The following is a 21,622-nucleotide window of genomic DNA, read 5'->3' as shown; positions in this document are numbered from 1 at the left end:
ACGGCACGGCACGGAGACAGCGCCCGGCGAGGGCAGACACGAGGCACGTATGCACGCGGAGTCCGGCGAATGGCGGCGGCGGTTCACCGAGGAGGCACGGTCGGAACGGCCCGGTCTCGCGCCGCTGTGCCTGCTGATCGGTGCCGAGGCGGACCCTTCCCTCGACGAGGCGGGCATCGACGCCGCGGAGATCGAGCTCGACCGTCTCGCGGGCCTGCTGCCGTTCCGTCCCGGCGGGCCCCGCGCGTGGGCCGTCGCGATGGCGGAACTCCTCGGTGAGCAGTGCGGTTTCGAGGGCACGCCGGGCGACTACCAGCGGCTCGACTCCTCCCTCCTGCACCAGGTCCTGAAGCGCCGCAGGGGGCTGCCGATCCTGCTCTCCGTGGTGTGGATGGAGGTGGCGCGGCGTGCGGGCGCCCCGGTGTACGGGGTGGCGCTGCCGGGGCACTTCGTCGTCGGCTTCGGGCCCAAGGACGAGCAGATACTCGCCGACCCGTTCGACGGCGGGCGGCTGCTCACCGGCGCCGACGCGGAGCTCCTGGTGGCGGGGACGGCGGGCACGGGCATCCAGCCGTCGATGCTGACGCCCGCCGATCCGCTGAACATCGTGCAGCGCATCCTCAACAACATCCGCGCCTGGGCGGCCGCCAGGCCCGAGCGGTCCGACGTCGCGCTGTGGGCCCTGGAGCTGTCGCTGCTGCTGCCCGCCCATCCGGCGCGGCTGCGCTATGAGAGGGCGCAACTCCTCGTGCAGCGGGGTGACTTCCTCGGGGGCGCGGCGGAGCTCGACGCCTACGCGGATGTGGTGACGACGGTCGAGCCGACGACGGCGGAGCGGGTCCGCCAGCAGGCGCGGGCCGCGCGGGCGATGCTCAACTGACCGGCGGGCGGCGCCGCGCGGTCCCGCTCGCCGGTACGTATCGATCGAGGCGACCGGGCACGAGGGACGTATGCACCCCCGATCCCCCGGAACCACCGAGTGGCGGCGGCTGTTCGCGGCCGAGGCCGGGTCGCCGCGGCCCGACCTGTCGCTGCTGTGCCTGCTGATCGGCGCCGAGGCGGACCCCTCCCTCGACGCGGCGGACATCGACGCCGCGCGGCGCATGCTCGACCGGCTCGCGGAACAGGCCGCGCCCGGCCACCCCGCCGGCCGGGCCCCCGGCCCGCTGGCCTGGGCCGTGACCCTCTCCGAACTCCTCGGCCAGGGCTTCGGGTTCAAGGGAAGACCCGGCGACTACCAGCGGCTCGACTCCTCCCTCCTGCACCAGGTCCTGCGGCGCCGCAGAGGGCTGCCGATCCTGCTCTCCGTCGTGTGGATGGAGGTGGCGCGGCGCGCCGGAGCCCCGGTCCACGGCGTGGCGCTGCCGGGGCACTTCGTCGTCGGCTTCGGCTCTCAGGAGGAGCGGGTGCTCGTCGATCCGTTCGGCGGCGGGCGGCTGCTGACCGGCATGGACGTGGAGCTCCTCGTCTCGGCCGCCACAGGAACACCGCTCGCGCCGTCGATGCTGAGCGCCGCGGAGCCGCTGGACATCGTGGCGCGCATCCTGAACAACATCCGCGCCTGGGCCGCGTCCCGCCCCGAGCGCTCCGACGTATCGCTCTGGGCGGTCGACCTCTGCCTGCTGCTGCCCTCGCCGTCGCCGCGTCTGCACTACGAACGCGCCCAGCTCCTCGTACAGAAAGGGGAGTACACGGCGGGCGCGCGGGAGCTCGACACCTACGCCGACGAGGTGGCCGCCCTGGACCCGGCGACGGCCGACCGGGTGCGGCGGCAGGCGCAGGGGGCGCGGGCGATGCTGAACTGACGGCCCGGGTCCATGGAACGGGCTGTCAGAGCCAGCCCTTGTCCCTGGCGGTCTTGACCGCCTCCGCGCGGTTGCGGACCGCGAGTTTCTGGATCGCCGTCGAGAGGTAGTTGCGGACCGTGCCCCGGGAGAGGTGCAGGGCGGTGGCGAGTTCGGCGTTGGTGGCGCCGTCGGCCGCCGCGCGCAGCACCTCACGCTCCCGGTCGGTCAGCGGGTTCGCGCCCCCGGCGAGGGCGGCCGCGGCCAGCGTGGGGTCGATGACCCGCTCCCCCGCGAGCACCTTGCGCACCGCCGCGGCGAGCTGCGCCGCGGGCGCGTCCTTGACCAGGAAGGCATCGGCGCCGGCCTCCATGGCGCTGCGCAGATAGCCGGGGCGGCCGAAGGTGGTGAGCACGACCACCTTCAACGCGGGCAGTGCCGCGTTGAGTTCGGCGGCCGCCTCGATGCCCGTGCGGCCGGGCATCTCGATGTCGAGCAGCGCCACGTCCACGGCGTGTTCGCGGGCCGCCGCGAGCACCTCGTCGCCGCGCGCCACCTGCGCGACGACCTCGATGTCCGGTTCGAGGCCGAGCAGCGCCGCGAGGGCCTCACGGACCATGGCCTGGTCCTCGGCGAGGAGGATTCTGATCATGAGGGGGATCCTACGGTGGCCTTCGCCAGGGGTACGCGGACCGCGAGGCGGAAGCCGCGGCGGTCCGCGGGCCCCGTCTCCAGCGCCCCGCCCACCGCCTCCACGCGCTCCGTGAGCCCCGTCAGACCGTTGCCGGCGCCCGCACCGGAGGCGCCCACTCCGTCGTCCTCGACGGTGAGCTCCAGGAGCCGTCCCGCGAGCGTCTGCCGCGCCGTGAACGCCACCGTGCAGCGCCGGGCCCCGCTGTGCCGCACGACGTTCGTGACGGCCTCACGCAGCGCCCAGGCGAGCGCCGCCTCCGCCTCCTCGCCCGGCAGTTCGGCGGGCGGCTCCTCCGGCACCTCGGCGTCGACGCCCGCGGCGGTGAGCGCCGTGCGCGCGCCGACGAGTTCACCGGCGAGGGTGCGCCGCCGGTAGCCGGAGACCGCCTCGCGCACGTCCACCAGCGCCTGGCGGCTGACCTGTTCGATGTCGGCGACCTGCTGGGCGGCCTTGTCGGGGTGGGTCGGGAGCATCCGCCCGGCGAGCTCGCTCTTGAGCGTGATCAGGGAGAGCGAGTGGCCGAGCAGGTCGTGCAGGTCCCTGGCGAGCCGCAGCCGCTCCTCGTTGGCGGCGAGTTGGGCGACGGTCGCGCGGGCCTGGCGGAGCTGCACCGTCGTACGGATCAGCTCGCGTACGCCGGACATCGCGAAGCCCACCAGGAGCGTGATCACTCCGAGGTTGGTGATCAGGTCGCCGAGGCCGTCGTCGCGCAGGCCGACCAGGATCATCAGGAGCGTGACGGCGGGAATGACCCCGAGCGCGTACCGCACCGGCAGGACGGCGCCCGCGGAGACCGAGACGTACACGAAGAGTCCGAGCCAGTGGTCGCCGAGGCTGAACGCGAGGACCACGGCGAGGACCACGAGCAGCGCGAAGCAGGCGATGACGGCGCGCCACCGGATGATCCTGGTGGTGTAGCGGAAGACGAGGGTCAGGTAGATGGCCACGAAGAGCGCGAGGCCGAGCGAGCCGAGGACGGTGGCGAGGGGCGTGTGGTGCCCGTCGGCCAGGTCCTTGACCGGGGAGCTCAGGAACACCAGCCAGACGCCGATCCAGGCGGACTTGGTCAGGAACTGGCGGCGGCCCTGGGGCGGGCGTCCGAACGTGTAGACGGGGTGGAGTTCGCTGCCCTCAGCGTCTGTCGTGTTCACGCCTTCAGTGTGTCCTTCCGGTACAGCCATGCCGCGCCGCCCGCGAAGAGGAGGAAGTAGGCGACCAGAAGCGTGATGTCCTTCGCGTGCGGTGCCTCGCCCAGTTCGATGGCCTGCCCGAGGGCAGCGTACGCGTGGGTGGGCAGCCAGGACGCGGTCTCCCGCAGCCAGTGCGGGAACGTCGTGACGGGCATCCACAGGCCGCCGAGGATGGAGAGCCCGAAGTAGATGATCATCGTGATGGGGCGTACGGCGTCGCCGGTCGCGAGGTAGCCGATGGCCACGCCGAGCGCGGCGAAGCAGAGGCTGCCCGCCCAGATCGCGCCGGTCAGCGCCGCCCACTGCCAGGCGTCGAAGCGGACGTCCTTGAAGATCGCCGCGACGGCGAAGACCACGACGATGGACGGCAGGCTGACCACGGCGGCGCTCGCGGTCTTCGCGAGGACGTAGCCGCGTCCCGGCAGCGAGGTCAGGCGCAGCTGCCGCACCCAGCCGCTCTCGCGCTCCTTGGCGATGCGCTCGCTGTTGCCCATGAGGACGGCGGTCAGGGCGCCGAAGGACGCCATCGAGACCATCATGAACGCGGGGACGGACAGACCGGTCTCGGGAACCTTGTCGGCGCCGTTCCGGCTGCCCGCGATGATCACGAAGAGCACCGACGGGTAGATGACGGAGAAGAAGAGGAACTTGCGGTTGCGCAGGGCGCGGGTGATCTCCAGCTTGATCAGGCTGTTCATGCCACTCATCTGGTTCATGCGGTCCTGGCCTCCTCGGCCTCGGTGATCGCCACGAAGGCCTGCTCCAGGCCGAGCCCGGCGACTTCGAGGTTGCGGGGGTAGACGCCGAGGCCGTACAGCGCGTGGACGGTGGCGTCGGCGTCCGTCGACTGGGCGCGGACGGTGTGGCCCGCGATGTCGAGCGTGGTCAGGAAGGGCAGCGCGCGCAGCCGCCCCGCGAGCGCCGCGTCGATCTCCGCCAGGTCGAAGGAGACCTTGCGGGCACCCGCCTTCGCCTTGATCTCGGCGGCGGTGCCGTCGGCGAGGAGCCGGCCGCGGTGCAGGACGAGGACGCGGTCGGCGATCGCGTCGGCCTCCTCCAGGTAGTGCGTGGCGAAGAGGACGGCACGGCCCTGGTCGGCCTGCTCCCGCATGGTGGCCCAGAACGCCTGGCGTGCGGTGACGTCCATGCCGGTGGTCGGCTCGTCGAGCACGATCAGGTCGTGGGCGCCGGCCGTGGCGAGCGCGAAGCGGACGCGCTGTTCCTGGCCGCCGGAGAGCTTGTGGACCTTGCGGTCCGCGATCTTCGTGATGTCCGCGTGGGCGAGCACGTCGTTCACGCGGTACGGCCTGGGGTGCAGGTCGCAGGCGAGCGTGACGAGTTCGCGCACGGTCACCTCGCCCATCAGGCCGCCGCTCTGCAGCATCGCGCCGACCCGGCCCGCGGTGATCGCCTCGCGCGGCTCGGTGCCGAGGACCCGCACCGTCCCGCTGTCCGGCCTGCGCAGGCCGAGCAACAGGTCGAGGGTGGAGGACTTGCCCGCGCCGTTCGGCCCGAGGAGCGCCACGGTCTCGCCGGGACGGAGGGTGAGGGTCAGTCCGTCGACGGCGCGGACGTCGCCGAAGCTCTTGGTCACCCGCTCGAAGCTCACCACGTCGGCGGTGGGCGGTGCTGTGCTCGTCGTCATGCCGACCATCGTCACAAAAGCGCAGGTCACGGCGGCAGTGTCGAATGCACCGACTCCGGCATGACAGATGTCATGCCGGAGTCGGTGACGCGGGTGACGCGGTCAGGCGGCTACGCGGGCGGGGTCAGCTCGCGTTCGTCTCGATGACCCCGATGCGCTCCGCGGGCGTCTTGCCGGTGAGCGCCTTGCCCATCGCCTGGGCCACGTCGGTCGGCTGGACCGGAGTCTTGTCGCCGTTGCCGCGCTGGATCAGGACGCCGTCGAAGACGTTGCCGTACAGCTTCTTGAGCTCTTCGAGGTTGTAGTGCACCTGGAGGGTGCCGTCCTTGAGCGCCTTGGTCTCCAGGATCTTCGGCAGCGACCTCTCCGGCCCGAAGGGGATCGACTTGGCGCCCGCCTTGATGGTGACGTTGGCGGACATCGCCGGCTTGGCGAACGTGGTCATGAACTTGTCGACCGCGGCCTTGGAGATCGTCGGCTTGCGCGTGGTGACCGGCACCTGGACCGTGCCCGCGCTGCCCGTCTCGACCTGCTTCTCGTACGCCTCGGCGACCGCCTTGGTCGACGCCTGCGGGTCGATGCCCTTGCCGACCTTGCCGTAGACCGGGACGGCCTTGCCGGGCACGAACTTGACCGTGCCCTCCTGCGCCGTGCCGGAGCCGCCCGCGGCGCGCTCCAGGGCGGCCGCCAGCTTCTCCTCGTCGACGGGCATGACCGGCTCGACGACACGCTGGTTGCCGAAGAGCGAGCCGACGACCGAGACGGGGTTGTAGTCGCTGCCCGCGGCCTCGCGAACGGTGGCCTGGCTGTCGAGGGTCAGGCCCGCCTGGTCCGGCTTGAGGCTGACGGTGTCGCCGTCGACCGACAACTTCAGCGGCTTGGTGACGCGCTCGTCGAGCGCCGCGTCGAGCTTCTGGACGGCCTCGTCGCGGGTGCCGCCGCCGATGTCGACGCCGAGCACGGTGGTGCCCTTCGGTACGTCGGCGTGGTTCATCAGCAGGCCCGCGCCGTACGCACCGCAGCCCGCGACCACGACGGCGGCCACGAGGAGGACCAGCTTGTTGCGGCCCTTCTTCTTTTTCGCCTTCCCCTTCGGTGCGGGCGCGGCGGGCGGCACGTCCGAGCGGACCGGCTCGGGCAGCTTCGGCGGGGTGTGCGGCACGGGGCCTTCACCCTGCGCTCCCGGCGCGAACGGCGAGGTGTCCTGCGCGGGCGGTACGACGGGGATGCCGCTGGTGAGGGTCTCACCGGAGACGTTGGAGCCCGGCGCGGGGGCTCCGGGGCCGCCGGGCGCGCCCGGTCCGCCGGGACCGGCGGGACCACCGGGTCCGCGCGGCGGCGAGACCGGTCCTGCCTTCTGCGGTGTGAGGATCGCGGTGTCGTCGCTCATGGCACCGGAACGGGGCGGCCGGGGGCCGGAGTTCGCGGGGGCGCCGGGGCCACCGGGCGCGCCGGGGCCCGCGGGGCGGCCCGGCGACGGGTTCGGGGGCGCCAGCGGGCTGTCACCCGTGACGGGGCCGCCGGTCGGCCCGGACGGGTGCCGGGAGTCCCCGGGGCCGTCGTTGAAGTAGGGCAGGTCGCCGCGGTTCGGGTCGCCCTGCGGTGCGCCCGTGCCGAGGGGGCCCGACGCGACGGCGCCGGACACGTCGAAGGAGCCGGTGCCCGTGCCGGAGCCGGACGTGCCGGAGCCGGACGTGCTCGTGCCGCTTCCGCTCTCGTTCCGCGGCGGCTTGCGCGGCGCGAACCAGTCGCTCGTCTTCTCCTCGGCCGGGGAGGAGGGAGCAGCGCTCTCGCCGGAACCGGAGGCGGCCGGAGCGCCGGCGTCGGCCGTCCCACCCGCGTTCCCCGCACCGGCAGCACCGGGCGCACCCGGCGGACCGGGCTCGGCACCGTCACCACCGCGCCCACCGTCCCCGCGCCCGCCGTCCAGCGGCACGGACTCCCCGCGCGGCCCCTCGTCACCGACGGGCGTGCGCATGACGACCGGCGGGATGGGCCGCGAGCCGGGGATGTTGATCCGGATGCGGGTGGTCAGCGTGGTCTGGGTCTCGGGCTCGCCGGGCCGCTCCTCGGCGGCCTGCCGCCGCGCTCCGTCCCTGCCGCCGTCGTCGGCGGCACCTTGTGCCGGGGAGCCGTACGGCGGCGTCCCCGAGGGGTAGGCGGCTCCACCGCGCCCCTGGGGCCCGGAGGACGAACTGTCAGTTTCACGACTCAAGGCAGGTTCTCCTGGTTGACTCCGCCGCCCGTCTCGACCTCATCCGGGGTCCCCCCGGCCGGAGGTTGGGGGAGGCTCGGCGGCCGCACCACCATACTGGCCGCCGTCGGCACTCATCCCGTGACCGGCGTCAAACCCGTGCGCGACACGGGGCGAAGTGGTACGTCACTTGCCAAGTCGGGCGGCGGGCGCGGCCGGTTGCGGCCCCTGCCCGAGCGTGGCGCACATCACAGCGACGGCCATTCCGCCGAGCAGGTAGCCGTACGAGACGATCCCCGCGCCGAAGAGGAAGTCGCCCTCGGGTCTGGTGGCGGTGAGCAGCATGACCGCGACCAGCCAGCCGGCCGCGGGCGCAACGGCCCCCGCCCTGGTGCCGATCGCCCGCGACCCGCCGTAGAAGAGACCGGCGGCGCCGAGGAGCGCGAGCAGCAACCCCGCGGGGAAGAAGCCGCCTTGGACGAGCGAGCCGGCGACGCCGACGACGGCGCCGAGGACGAAGAGGAGTGCGTAGGCGCCGAGGCGGCCCGCTCTCAGGGGCTGTGCGAGGAAGCTGCCGCCGGCGGCGGCGCCGGACCCCGCGCCGGGAGAGGCGGGGGGCTTTGAAGCCCCGGACCCGGCCCCCGACGACGCTCGCGAACGCGTACTCACAGCGCGGTCACCTCAGCCATGTCCGTCACCCTTTCGAGTCCCGCGAACAGATCCGTCTCGCGGGAGTTTCCCTCTGCCGACGCTTCTCCCCGCACCAGCTCGTAGTACTCCACATCGAAGATGGGCTGCGCGAGTTCGTTGGAGAGGATGAAGAGCGGCCCGCTGACCGTGATCTGTGTGACGTGCGCCGCCATGGCCGCTGCCTTGGCCGTCAGGTAGGGGCGGCCGTCGATCTCGGTGGTGATCCGCTCGTCGTCCGTGACGCCGGGCACATCCGCGACGACGGCGGGCGTGCCGAACGGCGAGTCCCGCAGCGCGCCGGACATCCGGTCGAAGCGCTCCTCGACCACGGACCGCGGGGCGCGGTTCCAGTAGATCTTGTCGATCGTGTGGGGCGCGCCGAGGTCGGCGTGGAAGGCCGGGTCGGCGGCGAGGTCGGCCGCGCGCATGGCGACGCGGTGCGCCTGGATGTGGTCGGGGTGGCCGTATCCCCCGTCGGGGTCGTACGTCACGAGGACCTGGGGGCGCACTTCGCGGATCACCTCGACGAGGTGGGCGGCGGCCTCGTCGAGGTCCGCCGACCAGAAGGCGCCGGGGCGGCTGTTCTGCTCGACGCCCATCATCCCCGAGTCGCGGTAGCGCCCGGGGCCGCCGAGGAAGCGGTGGTCGGTGACGCCCACTTCCTTCATGGCGGCCGCCAGCTCCCCGACGCGGTGGGCACCGAGGGAGTCGTCCCGGTCGGCCGCGAGGTGGGCGAGTCCGGCCGGGATGACCTCGCCCTCCTCGCCCAGGGTGCAGGTCACCAGGGTGACGTGCGCACCCTCGGCCGCGTACTTGGCCATGGTCGCGCCGGTGGTGATCGACTCGTCGTCGGGGTGCGCGTGCACGAGCAGCAGGCGCCGGGCGGGCAGTTCCGTCATGGGACCACCCTACGAGCCCGCGTCAGAACTTGATGTCCCCGATCATGCCCGCCACGTTCGTCGTCAGCTCGTTGATCGTCGGGGCGACGGACGAGCTCGCCAGGTAGAAGCCGAGCAGCGTACAGACGACCGCGTGCCCCGCTTTCAGTCCTGACTTCTTGACCAACAGGAAGACGATGACTGCCAGCAGCACCACCGCCGAAATCGAGAGTGCCACGGCGGTCACCTCCAACTCGTTGTCGTACCCCAGTGCGGACGTCAGCAGGTTCATACCCACCAAGCGCTACGGATCATAACTATCCGTGCGGACGCATGAGTCGGAGCACGGCAGCACAGGGGGGCGCATGAGCCATAGGCTCAGGGGATGACCACCGAGAACCCCGGAATTCCCAGGCCCGACGAGAGCCAGGCACAGCGGCTCTCCTTCCCGCGTCAGCACGCCCGCACCCAGCGCTTCACCCTCGGCGCTCCCCGTGCGTTCACCGTGGCGCCGGATGGTTCACGCGTTGTTTTCCTGCGCTCCTCCGACGGCACCGACCGGGCCAACAGGTTGTGGGTCCTCGACGTGTCGGACGGCAGCGCCGAGCGGGTCGCCGCCGATCCGCACGTGCTGCTCGGCGGCGCCGCCGAGAAGTTGTCCGCGGCGGAGCGCGCACGGCGCGAGCGGAGCCGTGAGGGCGGTGCGGGCATCGTGGGCTACGCGACGGACGCCGCCGTGGAGCTGGCCGCGTTCGCCCTGTCGGGCCGCCTGTTCACCGCTGAGCTGCGCGCGGGCACGGCGCGCGAACTGCCCGTACCGGGGCCGGTGATCGACCCGCGTCCCTCGCCGGACGGGCGTCATGTCGCCTACGTGGCGCGGGGCGCCCTGCGCGTGACGGGCGCCGACGGGGAGGGCGACCGGGCCCTCGCGGAGCCCGAGGCGGGCCAGGAGGCGACGGTCACGTACGGGTTGGCGGAGTTCATCGCGGCGGAGGAGATGGCCCGTTCACGGGGCTTCTGGTGGTCTCCCGACTCGCAGCGGCTGCTCGTCGCGCGGGTCGACGACGCCCCCGTGCAGCGGTGGTGGATCGCGGATCCCGCGCACCCGGACCGGGCGCCGGAGCAGGTCGCGTACCCGGCCGCGGGCACGCCCAACGCGGAGGTCGGCCTGTGGGTCCTGGGCCTCGACGGATCGCGGACCGAGGTGGTCTGGGACCGTGCCCGCTTCCCGTATCTCGCACGTGTGCACTGGTCGGCGGATGGTGCGCCGCTGCTGCTCGTGCAGTCCCGCGATCAGGGGAGCCAGCTGTATCTGGCGGTGGACCCGGACAGCGGGGCCACGCGGATGGTGCACGCGGAAGAAGATCCAGAATGGCTTGAACTTTTCCCTGGTGTGCCGTGCTGGTCGCCCAGCGGGAAGCTCGTGCGGATCGCGGACGAGGGCGGCGCGCGCGTCCTCGCGTGGGGGGAACGTCCCCTGACAGGGCCCCAGTTGCACGTACGTGCGGTTCTTGACGTCACCGAGGAGGACATCCTCCTCTCGGCGTCCGCGGGCGCGGCTGCGGCCGACCCGGAGACCGGTGAGATCCATGTGTACCGCGTCAACGAACTGGGCGTGGAGCGCGTCTCGCAGGAGCCGGGCGTGCACTCGGCCGTCCGTGCGGGCGGCCTCACCGTCCTGGTGTCCGCCACGCTCGACCGCCCCGGCGCGCAGGTGCAGGTGTTGCGCGAGGGCAAGCAGGTGGCGACGATCGCCTCACACGCCCAGCGCCCGGGGCTCACTCCGCGCGTGACGCTCACCGAAGGGGGCACGCGGAACATCCCGTGCGCCGTCCTGCTCCCCACGGATTACAAGGAGACGGACGGCCCCCTTCCGGTACTGCTCGATCCGTACGGCGGCCCGCACGGCCAGCGCGTGCAGCGTGCGCACAACATCTTCCTGACCTCCCAGTGGTTCGCCGACCAGGGGTTCGCGGTGCTCGTCGCGGACGGCCGCGGCACCCCCGGCCGCTCCCCCGGCTGGGAGAAGTCGATCAAGAACGACAAGACCCTCACCCTTGAGGACCAGGTCGACGCCCTGCACGCGCTCGCCGAGCGGTTCCCCTTCGACCTGAGCCGGGTGGCGATCCGCGGCTGGTCCTACGGCGGGTACCTCGCCGGCATGGCCGCGCTGCGCCGCCCCGACGTGTTCCACGCGGCGGTGGTCGGCGCCCCGGTCACGGACCTGCGGCTCTACGACACGCACTACGAGGAGCGGTACCTCGGCGATCCGACCCGGACGCCGGAGACGTACCGGCACAACTCCCTGATCTGGGACGACGGTCTCGTGGAGGCGGCCGAGCCGCACCGCCCGATGCTCATCGTGCACGGCCTCGCCGACGACAACGTGGTGGTCGCGCACTCTTTGCGGCTGTCCTCCGCGCTGCTCGCCGCGGGCCGCCCGCACGAGGTCCTGCCGCTCTCCGGGGTCACGCACATGACCCCGCAGGAGCAGGTCGCGGAGAACCTGTTGCTGCTCCAGGTGGACTTCCTGAAGCGGTCCCTGGGACTCCCGAGGGAGTAGCCGCGAGCCGCCCCGCCCGTTACGGCACGACCTGCTTCTCCTCCGCGAAGTGGCAGGCCGAGTCGTGCGCGGCGGGGCTGTCGTCGAGCCGGAACTCCGCCGGGACGGCGAGCAGCGGCACCTCCAGGGCGCACCGCTCCCTTGCCTTCCAGCAGCGGGTGCGGAAGCGGCAGCCGGAGGGCGGGTTGGCGGGCGAGGGCACGTCCCCGGAGAGGATGATCCGCTCGCGGTGCTCGCGCGCGTCGGGGTCGGGGACGGGCACGGCGGAGAGCAGCGCCTGCGTGTAGGGGTGCGTGGGGTGGTCGTAGATCTCGGCGTCCGAGCCGATCTCGACGATCCGTCCCAGGTACATGACGCCGACCCGGTCGGAGATGTGCCGCACGATCGACAGGTCGTGGGCGATGAAGACGTAACTGAGGTCGAACTCGTTCTGGAGCTTCTCCAGGAGGTTGATGACCTGTGCCTGGACGGAGACGTCGAGGGCGGAGACCGGTTCGTCGGCGACGATCACCTCGGGCCGGAGCGCCAGGCCGCGCGCGATGCCGATGCGCTGGCGCTGGCCGCCGGAGAACTGGTGCGGATAGCGGTTGATGTACTCGGGGTTGAGCCCGACCACGTCGAGCAGCTCCTGCACCTTCTGCCGGCGCGAGCCCTTGCGGGCGACCTCGGGGTGGATCTCGTACGGCTCACCGATGATGTCGCCGACCGTCATGCGGGGGTTGAGGGAGGTGTACGGGTCCTGGAACACCATCTGGATGTTGCGGCGCACCGCCTTGAGTGCGCGGCCCGACAGCCTGGTGATGTCCTCGCCCTTGTAGCGGATCTCGCCCGCGGTCGGCCGCTCCAGGTTGACCAGCATCTTCGCGACCGTCGACTTGCCGCAGCCGGACTCGCCGACGATGCCGAGCGTCTCGCCGTGCCCGAGGTCGAAGTCGACGCCGTCGACGGCCTTGACCGCGCCGACCTGCTTGCGGAAGACGATGCCCTGGGTGAGCGGGTAGTGCTTGACGAGGCCGCGGACCTGGAGGATCGGCTCGCGTCCGGCGGGCGTGCCGACGTCGGCGAGCTCAACGTGACGCATCGAGCGTCTCCTTCCAGAAGTGGCAGGCGCTCCTGCGCTCGGCGGTCAGCCCCTCGTACGTCACGCGGTGGAGCGGCGGCTCGTCGGTGCGGCAGATGTCCTGGGCCATGGGGCAGCGGGGGTGGAAGGCGCAGCCTGGCGGGATGTTCATGAGGTTCGGCGGCAGCCCCTTGATCGCGTAGAGCTCCTGGCCCTTCTGGTCGAGGCGCGGGATGGATTCGAGGAGGCCGCGGGTGTAGGGGTGGGCGGGCGCCCGGTAGATCTCGTGGACGGGGGCGCGTTCGACGATGCGGCCCGCGTACATGACGGCGATGGTGTCGGCGACGTCCGCGACGACGCCGAGGTCGTGGGTGATGAGGATCAGGCCCATGTTCATCTCGCGCTGGAGCTCGGCGAGGAGGTCCATGACCTGGGCCTGGACGGTGACGTCGAGGGCGGTGGTGGGTTCGTCGGCGATGATCAGCGAGGGTTCGAGCGCCATCGCCATGGCGATCATGATGCGCTGGCGCATGCCGCCGCTGAACTGGTGCGGGTACTGACCGACGCGCTCCCTGGCGGCCGGGATGCGGACCCGGTCCATCAGTTCGACGGCCTTGGCCTTGGCGTCCTTCCGGGACATGCCCTTGTGGACGACGTACATCTCGCCGAGCTGTTCGCCGACGCTGAGCACCGGGTTCAGGGACGACAGCGCGTCCTGGAAGATCATCGCCATGCCCGCGCCGCGGACCTTGCGCCGCTCGTCCTCCTTGAGCTTCAGGAGGTCCCGCCCCCGGAAGAGGATCTCCCCGGAGGTGATCCTGCCGGGCGGGGTGTCGAGGATGCCCATGACGGCCTGGGCGGTGACGGACTTGCCGGACCCGGATTCGCCGAGGACGGCGAGGGTTTCGCCCGCGTCGACGCTGTAGTCCACTCCGTTGACGGCTCGGGCGATGCCGTCCCTGGTGCGGAACTCGACGTGCAGGTCGCGCACTTCGAGCAGCCTGGACGCCCCGGGTGTGCCGGACGCGGCTGCCTCGGATGCCACGGTTGCCATGGGCGCCTACCTCAGCTTCGGGTCGAGGGCGTCGCGCACCGCGTCGCCGAGCATGATGAACGCGAGGACGGTGATCGCGAGGGCTCCGGCGGGCCAGAGCAGCATGTGCGGGGCGTTGCGGATGTACTGGGAGGCGGCCGAGATGTCGATGCCCCAGCTGACGGTGGGCGGCTTCAGACCGACGCCGAGGTAGGAGAGCGTGGCCTCCAGGGCGATGTAGGTGCCGAGGGCGATGGTCGCCACGACGATCACGGGGGCGACGGCGTTGGGGGTGATGTGGCGGAGCAGCATCCGGGGGTTGGAGGCGCCGAGGGCGCGCGCCGCCTGCACGTAGTCGTTCTGTTTGGCGGTGATGACGGAGCCGCGGGCGATGCGGGAGATCTGCGGCCAGCCGAGCAGCACCATGAAGCCGATCACCGGCCAGACGGTGGAGCTGGTGACCACCGACAGGAGGACCAGGCCGCCGAGGACGACGGGGATGGCGAAGAAGATGTCGGTGATGCGGGAGAGGACCGCGTCCCAGGCCCCGCCGAAGAACCCGGCGAGCCCGCCGAGCACGCTGCCGATGAGTGCGACGCCGAGGGTGGCGCACACGCCGACGGTGACGGAGACGCGGGTCCCGTAGACGACCCGGGTGTAGACGTCGCAGCCCTGCTCGTTGAAGCCGAAGGGGTGCCCGGGGGCCGAGCCCTTCTGCGCGTTGCCGAGGTCGCAGTCGAGCGGGTTGCCGGTGGCGATGAGGGAGGGCCAGAGGGAGATGACGACGAGGAAGAGGATGACCAGCCCCGAGACGATGAAGACGGGGTTGCGCCGCAGGTCCCGCCAGGCGTCGGACCAGAGGCTGCGCGCGGGCGCCGAGGGCCCGCCCTCGGGTCCGCCCGGTGTCGTCTTTTCCAGGGAGGTCGCCTCGCTGGTGGCGAGGTCCATCGCCCCGCCCATGCCGGTGGCCGCGATGGCGCGCTCCGGCTCCTGAGGTTCAGGCATAGCGGATCCTCGGGTCGAGTACGGCGTACAGGAGGTCGACGATGAGGTTGGCCACCAGGAAGACCAGGACGAGGACGGTCACGAAGCCGACGACGGTCTGGGTGCTCTGGCGGAGGATCCCCTGGTAGAGCTGGAAGCCGACGCCGTGGATGTTGAAGATCCGCTCGGTCACGATCGCGCCGCCCATCAGCGCGCCCACGTCGGTGCCGATGAACGTGACCACGGGGATCAGGGAGTTGCGCAGCAGGTGCCGGGTGATGACGCGGCGGCGCGGGAGGCCCTTGGCGACGGCGGTGCGGACGTAGTCGGCGCGCCGGTTCTCCGCGATGGAGGTGCGGGTCAGGCGGGTGACGTACGCCAGGGAGACCGAGGCGAGCACGAGTCCCGGGATCAGCAGTTCGTTGAAGGGCGCCTCGCTGGACACGGAGGGTTTGATGACGCCCCACTGCACGCCGAGCAGGAGTTGCAGGACGAGCCCGGTGACGAAGGTGGGGATGGAGATGACGACGAGGGTCAGGAGCAGCACCACGGTGTCGACGGGGCGCCCGCGCCGCAGCCCCGTCAGGACGCCCAGCGAGATGCCGATGACGATCTCGAAGACGATCGCCACGACGGTGAGCCGAATGGTGACGGGGAAGGCCGCCGACATCAGCTCGGTGACCTTCTGGCCGTTGAACGCGGTGCCGAAGTCGCCGGTGAAGACATTGCCCATGTACGTCAGGTACTGCTGCCACACCGGCTTATCGAGGCCGAACTCCTTCTTCAGCTGGGTGGCCGTGGCGGGATCGCACTTGCGGTCGCCGCACAGGCCCGCGACGGGGTCGCCCATCACGTTCACCATCAGGAAGATCAGCAGGGTGGCGCCGATGAAGACCGGGATCATCTGCAGCAGGCGCCGGATCACATAACGTCCCATGGGGCGGCTCCCGGCGTCTCAGTTGACCTTGATCTCGTTGTAGACCGGCACGCTGAACTGGTTCAGGGAGACGTCGGAGACCTTGTCCGAGTAGCCGGCGCTGCCGTTCTGGTACCAGAGCGGGATGGCGGGCATGTCCTTGGCGAGGATCTTCTCGGCGTCCTGGAACTTGCCGATGGCCTTGTTGGTGTCCGTCTCGCCGTTGGCCTCGTTGACGAGCTTGTCGAACTCCTTGTCGGAGTACTTGCCGTCGTTGGACGGGGCGTCGGTGAAGTAGACCGGCTCCAGGAAGTTCTGGATCAGCGGGTAGTCCATCTGCCAGCCCGCGCGCCAGGCTCCGTCGAGCTCCTGCTTGGAGGCCTTGCTGCGGAAGTCCGCGAAGGTGCCGACGGGGTTGGCGACGCAGGCCTTGTCCTTGCCGAGCGCCTTGTTGATGGAGTTGCAGACGGCGTCGACCCACTCCTTGTGGGAGCCGGTGTCCGCGTTGTAGGTGACCTTGAGGGTGCCGCCGGGGATGCCGCCACCCTCCTCGACGAGCTTCTTGGCCTTCGCGGCGTCGTAGTCGCAGGCGTCGCCGCAGAGCCCTTCCTTGTAGCCGCCCTTCTCGCCGAGGACCGGTGAGGTCCAGTCGGAGGCGGGCGTGCGCGTCTTCTGGAAGATCGTCTCGGTGATCTGCTCGCGGTTGATCGCCATGGACAGGCCCTGGCGGACCTTCTCCATGCCGTCCTTGTTCCACTTGCTGTCGTAGAACGGGAAGGCGAGGGTCTGGATGATGCCGGCGGGGGTGTTGATGTAGCGGTCGCCGAGGTCGTTCTTGGCGTTCTTGAGCTGCGAGGCGGGAACGTCGTCGACGAGGTCGAGGTTGCCGGCCATCAGGTCGGTGTAGGCGGTGTTGTTGTCGGTGTAGACCTTCATGTCCACACCGCCGTTCCGCGCCTTGTCGTCGCCGGGGTAGCCGTCCCACTTGCGCAGGGACATCTTGGAGCCCTTGGTGTACGAGTCCACCTTGTACGGGCCGTTGCCGACGGGCTTGGAGAGCCAGCCCTGGTGGTCGTCGTAGAACGCCTTGGGCAGCGGCGCGAAGGCGGGGTAGCCGAGGGTGTCGGGCCAGGTGGAGAACTTCTGGCTGAGCTTGACCGTGAAGGTCTTGTCGTCGACGACCTTGAGGCCGGAGAGGGTCTGGGCGCTGGGGTCGCCCTTCTCGGGGTGGACCTTGTCGTAGCCCTCGATGTACCCGAAGAAGTACGCGTTCTTCTGGTTGTTCTTGAGGTTCGCGCCATAGTTCCAGGCGTCCACGAACGACTTGGCGGTGACCTTCTCGCCGTTGCTGAACTTCCAGTTGTCCTTGATCTTGACCGTGAAGTTCTGGGCGTCCTTGGTGTCGATCGACTCGGCGATCATGTCCTTGGCCTCGCCGGTCTTCGGGTCGTACCGCTTCAGGCCCCGGAAGACCATGTCGAGGATCTTGCCGCCCTGCACCTCGTTGGTGTTCGCCGGCTCCAGCGGGTTCTGCGGGTCGCCCCACGAGGAGCTCACGATGCCGGAGCCGTCGCCACCGCCGCCGTCGCTTCCCCCGCCACCGCAGGCCGTCGCAGCGAGAGCGACGGTCACCGCACATGCGGCCCACTTGGCGTGCGTGGCTCCACGCATGGAGTCCTCCTGTCCTCGGCTGTCGCGATTACGTACCGCCAAATATCGCCGCAAGAGGAATGAACCGCACATTTATCCCACCCGTATGAGTCGGAGCCCATCCGGATGTACGCATTCCGAGACGCCTTCGCCCGCATATCGGACTCATATCCGACTCAATGCCGCGCTTGCCCGGCCCTGGCACGCCTTGTCCATCACGCATGATTACGCCGACGCAATGGCATGCCCATGATCAAGTAAAGCCTGCATAAAGGAACTCAAGAGCACCCCAAAGCGGCTCACCATTCATTGACCGCGCCGGAAACGCCTTGCGAAAGTCGCGCCTAGCCCGTGGGTGCTGGTTGTCCTGCGGATTCCTGCCGTCCCCCTCCGGGCCTGGAGCGCCATGACCTCCCCAACTCCCGCCGCTGCCGCCACCCTTGAAGTGACGGAGAAAACAGCCGGCACACCCGAGTCGCCCAAGGACCGGGGCAGCAAGGGCCGTTCGCCGGGACGGCTCGCCTGGACCCGCTTCAAGCGGGACAAGTCCGGCGTGATCGCCGCCGGTGTCGTGATCTTCTTCTTCGTCGTCGCGCTCTGCGCACCCTTGATCGCGAAGGTGTACGGAAAGAATCCGTACGACACCTACGGACTCGACCAGCCGGGCCTGCTCAACGACTTCAATTACCCGATCAAGCCGAACGGCGGCATCGACGGCGACTTCTGGTTCGGCATCGAACCGGTCCTCGGCAGGGACGTCTTCACCTTCCTGCTCTACGGAATCCGCAACTCCCTGCTGATCGCGACCGCGACGACGCTCCTCGTCACCCTGCTCGGCATCACCATCGGGCTCACCGCCGGATACATCGGCGGGAAGACGGACTACTTCATCGGCCGGATCATCGACATCCTGCTCGCCTTCCCCTCGACGCTCTTCTACATCGCGTTCTTCCCGGTGATGATCTCGATCCTGGTCAGCCCCGAGGAGAAGATCCCGCAGTGGCTCACCGTCACCAGCCTCATCACGGTGATGACGGCCTTCGGCTGGGCCCCACTGGCCCGCCTCCTGCGCGGCGAGGTACTCGCCCTGCGCGAACGGGAGTTCGTGGAGGCGGCCAAGGTCACCGGCGCCTCGCCGGCGCGCATCATCTTCAAGGAGCTGCTCCCCAACCTGTGGACGCCGATCCTGATCCAGGCGACGCTCCTGCTCCCCCTCTTCGTCACCGCCGAGGCGGGCCTCGCCTTCCTGGGCGTCGGCCTGGAGGAGCCCACGCCGGACTGGGGCGTGATGATCCAGAACGGCTCGAAGTACTACCAGGACGACATCACCTTCATGGTCTTTCCCGGCCTCGCCATGGTGATCTTCGTAGTGGCCTTCAACCTCCTCGGCGACTCGGTGCGCGACGCGCTCGACCCGAAGACCCGACGCTGACACTCCTCACTCCGCTCTCTCTCCTTCTCACAGGGTTGGTAGCCACATGGCAATCTCACGCAGAAACCTCCTCATCTCGACCTCGGTCGCGGCGGGCGGCTCGCTCGTGCTGTCCGCGTGCAGCAGCGGCGACTCGGGCGGGGGCGACGGCGGATCGCACGGCGGCGCCACGGAGTACACCAACGCGAGCGTGAAGGTCGGCACCGAGAAGGACTCGACCGGGCCCGCGCCCGGCGTCCCCGGCGGCAAGAAGGGCGGCACGATCTACGGCGTCGCCGAGGACGACGTGTCGCACATGGACCCGCAGCGCATCTACTTCGCGTACAACTCCTCCATCGCCAACCTCTACGCGCGCTGTCTCACCGGCTACCAGACCGACATGGAGGGCCACCAGATCCTCGTCGGCGACCTCGCCACGGACACCGGCAAGGCCTCGGACGGCAACAAGACCTGGACCTTCACGCTGAAGGACGGCCTGAAGTGGCAGGACGGCAGCGAGCTCACCGTCGACGACGTCCGGCACGGCTTCGAGCGCGGCTGGGCCCCGTTCGTCACCGAAGGCGCCATCTACGTCCAGCAGGCGCTGACCGGCAAGGGCGGCAAGTGGCGTGACGCGTACGAGGGTCCGTACAAGGGCAAGCACCTGGACTCGATCGTCACCGACAAGGCGAAGAAGACGATCACGTTCCACCTGAAGGAAGCGCGCCCGGAGTTCAACTTCACGCTGGCCATGCACTCGTACGCGGCCGCGCCCGTGAAGCACGACACCAAGGAGAAGTACGACAAGGCGCCCTTCTCCTGCGGCCCGTACATCGTCAAGCACCGCTCCATCGACAAGTCGATGACGCTGACGCGCAACAAGCACTGGGACCCGAAGACCGACCCCATCCGCAACGCCTACCCGGACAGCTTCGAGTTCGAGTTCGGGCCGACCGGACCCGAGTCCTGCGACCGCTTCATCGCGGACCAGGGCAAGGACCAGCAGATGGTCGCCATCTACGAGCCGATCCCCGCCGAGCGCATGCAGAAGGTGCTCACCACCCCCGACATCAAGAAGCGCAGCTTCAACGGCCTGTCGTCGGGCACCTACTACTTCGCCATCAACATGAAGCGCGTCACCGACGTCGAGGTCCGCAAGGCCCTCCTCATCGCCTGGCCGCTTGAGCAGAGCCGCAAGATCTACGGCGGCACCACCGCGGGCGACTACGCGACGACGATCCTCAGCCCCGACATCGTCGGCCGCGAGAAGTTCGACCTGTACGACAAGCTCGACAAGCCGCAGGGCGACGTCAAGCGGGCCCACGAGATCCTGAAGAAGGCCGGCAAGCTCGGCACGAAGATCGTGTACGCCTTCCCGCGGCGCCCCACCTACGACAAGACCAAGATCGTCATCGAGAAGAACCTGAAGGCCGCGGGCTTCGAGCCGGTCATCAAGCCGCTCAACTCGACGGACTTCTACGACCAGGCGCAGCGCCTGGACAACAAGTTCGACGTCATGTGGTTCGGCTGGTCCCCGGACTGGCCGACCGCGTACACCATGATCCAGCCGATGCTCGACGGCACGGCCATCGGTGACGGCCAGAACAACGTCTCACAGTGCGACGTCCCCTGGATCAACGAGGCGATCAAGAAGAACGCGGTGATCTCGGACCCGAAGGAGGCCGGCAAGGCCTGGGCCGCGCTCGACAAGCGGATCATGAAGGAGGTCGTGCCGATCATCCCGGAGACCTACCAGCGCCGCTGGTACCTGCACGGCTCCAAGGTCGGCGGCGCCATCCACGACCCGCAGTTCGCGGCGACGCTGCTCCACAAGACGTACGTCAAGGGCTGACGACCGCCCCCGGGACGGGCCTCTCCGGACGACCGGAGCGGCCCGCCCCGACCCTTCACCTCCCTCACGGCATCCGTCAGGAATCCCAACTGCCATGCTCCGCTTCCTCATTCGCCGCGTGATCGGCGGCGCGGTGATCCTGCTGATCATCAGCGCGATCGTCTTCCTCCTCTTCTACGCCGCCCCGCGCGACCCCGCGCGCCTGGCCTGCGGCAAGGTCTGTCCGCCGGACACGCTGGCACTGGTGAAGCACAACCTGGGGATCGCCGACCCGCTGCCGGTGCAGTTCTGGCACTGGTTCGAGGGCATCTTCGTCGGGCGCGACTACGACACGTACGGCTTCTGCGACGCGCCCTGCCTCGGCTACTCGTTCCGCAACCGTGAGCCGGTCCTCGCCACCATCCTGGACCGCTTCCCCACCACCGTCTCGCTCTCCATGGGCGCCGCGGTCGTGTTCGTCGTCCTCGGTGTGGGCACCGGCATGCTGGCCGCCGTCAAGCAGGGCAAGGCCGTCGACAAGATCGCCTCGTCGGCGTCGCTCGTCGCCTCCTCGATGCAGATCTACGTCGTCGGCGTCTTCGCCGTCTACCTCCTCACCGACCAGCTGCATCTCCTGGACCGGCCCGCGTACACGCCGTTCACCGAGAACCCCGCGGAGTGGTTCTCCGGGCTGCTGATCCCGTGGCTCGTGCTCGCGCTCATCTTCACCGCGAACTACACCCGCATGGCCCGCTCGCAGCTGGTCGAGACGATGAACGAGGACTACGTCCGCACGGCGCGGGCCAAGGGTCTCTCACGCCGCACGGTCTTCTTCCGCTTCGCCTGGCGCGGCGCGATGGGCCCGATCGTCACCATCTTCGGCCTGGACATCGGCGTGCTGCTCGGCGGCGCGATCATCACCGAGAAGACGTTCGCCCTGCACGGCATCGGCGAGCTGTCGGTGAAGGCGGTCGACACGAGCGACCTGCCGCTCCTGCTCGGCGTGGTCCTGGTGGCGGCCACCGCGATCGTCATCTTCAACATCGTCGTCGACGCCCTCTACGCGCTGATCGACCCGCGCGTGCGGCTGTCCTAGGGC

The 21,622-nt window shown here is 70.1% G+C and carries 19 protein-coding genes; 6 read left to right on the top strand and 13 right to left on the bottom strand.

Translation table 11 applies throughout. From position 1 onward, the window contains the following. Positions 1 to 49: 49 nt before the first annotated feature. Together DEJ49_RS23985 and DEJ49_RS23980 are read left to right on the top strand one after the other, a co-directional pair. Positions 50 to 880: a transglutaminase-like domain-containing protein gene (locus tag DEJ49_RS23985; RefSeq protein ID WP_150186047.1), complete on the top strand. Its 831-nt coding sequence runs from the start codon at positions 50 to 52 to the stop codon at positions 878 to 880. A 70-nt stretch (positions 881 to 950) separates the two neighbouring features. Further along, complete coding sequence (locus DEJ49_RS23980; protein WP_150186046.1) at positions 951 to 1,805, top strand: SirB1 family protein; 855 nt, start codon at positions 951 to 953, stop codon at positions 1,803 to 1,805. A gap of 25 nt (positions 1,806 to 1,830) precedes the next feature. Here the strand turns inward: DEJ49_RS23980 and DEJ49_RS23975 are convergent, their stop codons facing one another. The 8 genes from DEJ49_RS23975 to DEJ49_RS23935 all read right to left on the bottom strand — a co-directional run bounded on the left by DEJ49_RS23975 (position 1,831) and on the right by DEJ49_RS23935 (position 9,313). After that, a complete protein-coding gene (locus DEJ49_RS23975; RefSeq protein ID WP_411757192.1) occupies positions 1,831 to 2,436 on the bottom strand; it encodes a response regulator in 606 nt (201 codons plus the stop codon). Beyond that, a complete protein-coding gene (locus DEJ49_RS23970; RefSeq protein WP_223832967.1) occupies positions 2,433 to 3,629 on the bottom strand; it encodes a sensor histidine kinase in 1,197 nt (398 codons plus the stop codon). Before DEJ49_RS23970 ends, DEJ49_RS23975 begins: the two co-directional genes overlap by 4 nt. Beyond that, on the bottom strand, positions 3,626 to 4,366 hold the full coding sequence (locus DEJ49_RS23965) for an ABC transporter permease (protein WP_150188430.1): 741 nt from the start codon (positions 4,364 to 4,366) through the stop codon (positions 3,626 to 3,628). The genes DEJ49_RS23970 and DEJ49_RS23965 overlap by 4 nt, the downstream gene beginning before the upstream one ends. Positions 4,367 to 4,380: 14 nt before the next feature. After that, positions 4,381 to 5,322: an ABC transporter ATP-binding protein gene (locus DEJ49_RS23960; RefSeq protein ID WP_150188429.1), complete on the bottom strand. Its 942-nt coding sequence runs from the start codon at positions 5,320 to 5,322 to the stop codon at positions 4,381 to 4,383. Positions 5,323 to 5,437: 115 nt separating this feature from the next. After that, positions 5,438 to 7,528, bottom strand: coding sequence for a hypothetical protein (locus DEJ49_RS23955; protein WP_190329426.1), 2,091 nt, complete (start codon positions 7,526 to 7,528; stop codon positions 5,438 to 5,440). 165 nt (positions 7,529 to 7,693) lie between these two features. Next, positions 7,694 to 8,062 (bottom strand): DUF6113 family protein, encoded by a 369-nt coding sequence (locus DEJ49_RS23945; RefSeq protein ID WP_150188428.1) that lies wholly within the window; start codon positions 8,060 to 8,062, stop codon positions 7,694 to 7,696. A 110-nt stretch (positions 8,063 to 8,172) separates the two neighbouring features. Further along, complete coding sequence (gene mshB, locus DEJ49_RS23940; RefSeq protein ID WP_150186041.1) at positions 8,173 to 9,096, bottom strand: N-acetyl-1-D-myo-inositol-2-amino-2-deoxy-alpha-D-glucopyranoside deacetylase; 924 nt, start codon at positions 9,094 to 9,096, stop codon at positions 8,173 to 8,175. Between the two features lie 22 nt (positions 9,097 to 9,118). Further along, on the bottom strand, positions 9,119 to 9,313 hold the full coding sequence (locus DEJ49_RS23935) for a hypothetical protein (protein ID WP_150188427.1): 195 nt from the start codon (positions 9,311 to 9,313) through the stop codon (positions 9,119 to 9,121). A 147-nt stretch (positions 9,314 to 9,460) separates the two neighbouring features. Between DEJ49_RS23935 and DEJ49_RS23930 the strand changes: the two genes are divergently transcribed. Next, a complete protein-coding gene (locus tag DEJ49_RS23930) occupies positions 9,461 to 11,638 on the top strand; it encodes a S9 family peptidase (RefSeq protein ID WP_150186040.1) in 2,178 nt (725 codons plus the stop codon). A gap of 19 nt (positions 11,639 to 11,657) precedes the next feature. Here DEJ49_RS23930 and DEJ49_RS23925 read toward each other — a convergent pair whose 3' ends face one another. Genes DEJ49_RS23925 through DEJ49_RS23905 form a run of 5 tightly spaced genes read right to left on the bottom strand, consistent with a single transcriptional unit; the run spans position 11,658 to position 17,302 of the window. Further along, positions 11,658 to 12,719, bottom strand: a complete 1,062-nt coding sequence (locus DEJ49_RS23925) for an ABC transporter ATP-binding protein (RefSeq protein ID WP_150186039.1) — start codon at positions 12,717 to 12,719, stop codon at positions 11,658 to 11,660. Continuing rightward, positions 12,706 to 13,752: an ABC transporter ATP-binding protein gene (locus tag DEJ49_RS23920; RefSeq protein ID WP_150186038.1), complete on the bottom strand. Its 1,047-nt coding sequence runs from the start codon at positions 13,750 to 13,752 to the stop codon at positions 12,706 to 12,708. Before DEJ49_RS23920 ends, DEJ49_RS23925 begins: the two co-directional genes overlap by 14 nt. A 6-nt stretch (positions 13,753 to 13,758) precedes the next feature. Then, entirely contained in the window at positions 13,759 to 14,736 is a 978-nt protein-coding gene (locus DEJ49_RS23915; protein ID WP_150186037.1) for an ABC transporter permease, read from the bottom strand. Then, the gene (locus DEJ49_RS23910) at positions 14,729 to 15,652 is read right to left on the bottom strand and encodes an ABC transporter permease (RefSeq protein WP_150186036.1); all 924 of its coding nucleotides are present in this window, start codon (positions 15,650 to 15,652) and stop codon (positions 14,729 to 14,731) included. The genes DEJ49_RS23915 and DEJ49_RS23910 overlap by 8 nt, the downstream gene beginning before the upstream one ends. 18 nt (positions 15,653 to 15,670) lie before the next feature. Further along, complete coding sequence (locus tag DEJ49_RS23905; RefSeq protein WP_150186035.1) at positions 15,671 to 17,302, bottom strand: ABC transporter substrate-binding protein; 1,632 nt, start codon at positions 17,300 to 17,302, stop codon at positions 15,671 to 15,673. 385 nt (positions 17,303 to 17,687) lie between these two features. Here DEJ49_RS23905 and DEJ49_RS23900 point away from each other — a divergent pair, with 385 nt between their 5' ends. The 3 genes from DEJ49_RS23900 (at position 17,688) to DEJ49_RS23890 (ending at position 21,619) form a co-directional block, all read left to right on the top strand. Next, entirely contained in the window at positions 17,688 to 18,713 is a 1,026-nt protein-coding gene (locus tag DEJ49_RS23900) for an ABC transporter permease (RefSeq protein ID WP_150186034.1), read from the top strand. A gap of 46 nt (positions 18,714 to 18,759) precedes the next feature. Continuing rightward, positions 18,760 to 20,544 (top strand): ABC transporter substrate-binding protein, encoded by a 1,785-nt coding sequence (locus tag DEJ49_RS23895; protein WP_150186033.1) that lies wholly within the window; start codon positions 18,760 to 18,762, stop codon positions 20,542 to 20,544. Between the two features lie 94 nt (positions 20,545 to 20,638). Next, positions 20,639 to 21,619 carry an ABC transporter permease gene (locus DEJ49_RS23890; protein ID WP_150186032.1) on the top strand — a complete coding sequence of 327 codons (981 nt, stop codon included), beginning with the start codon at positions 20,639 to 20,641 and terminating at the stop codon, positions 21,617 to 21,619. Positions 21,620 to 21,622: the final 3 nt, after the last annotated feature.

The sequence above is a fragment of the Streptomyces venezuelae genome (assembly GCF_008642335.1).
Lineage (GTDB): Bacteria > Actinomycetota > Actinomycetes > Streptomycetales > Streptomycetaceae > Streptomyces > Streptomyces venezuelae_F.
This window is presented reverse-complemented; position numbering and strand designations above follow the sequence as displayed.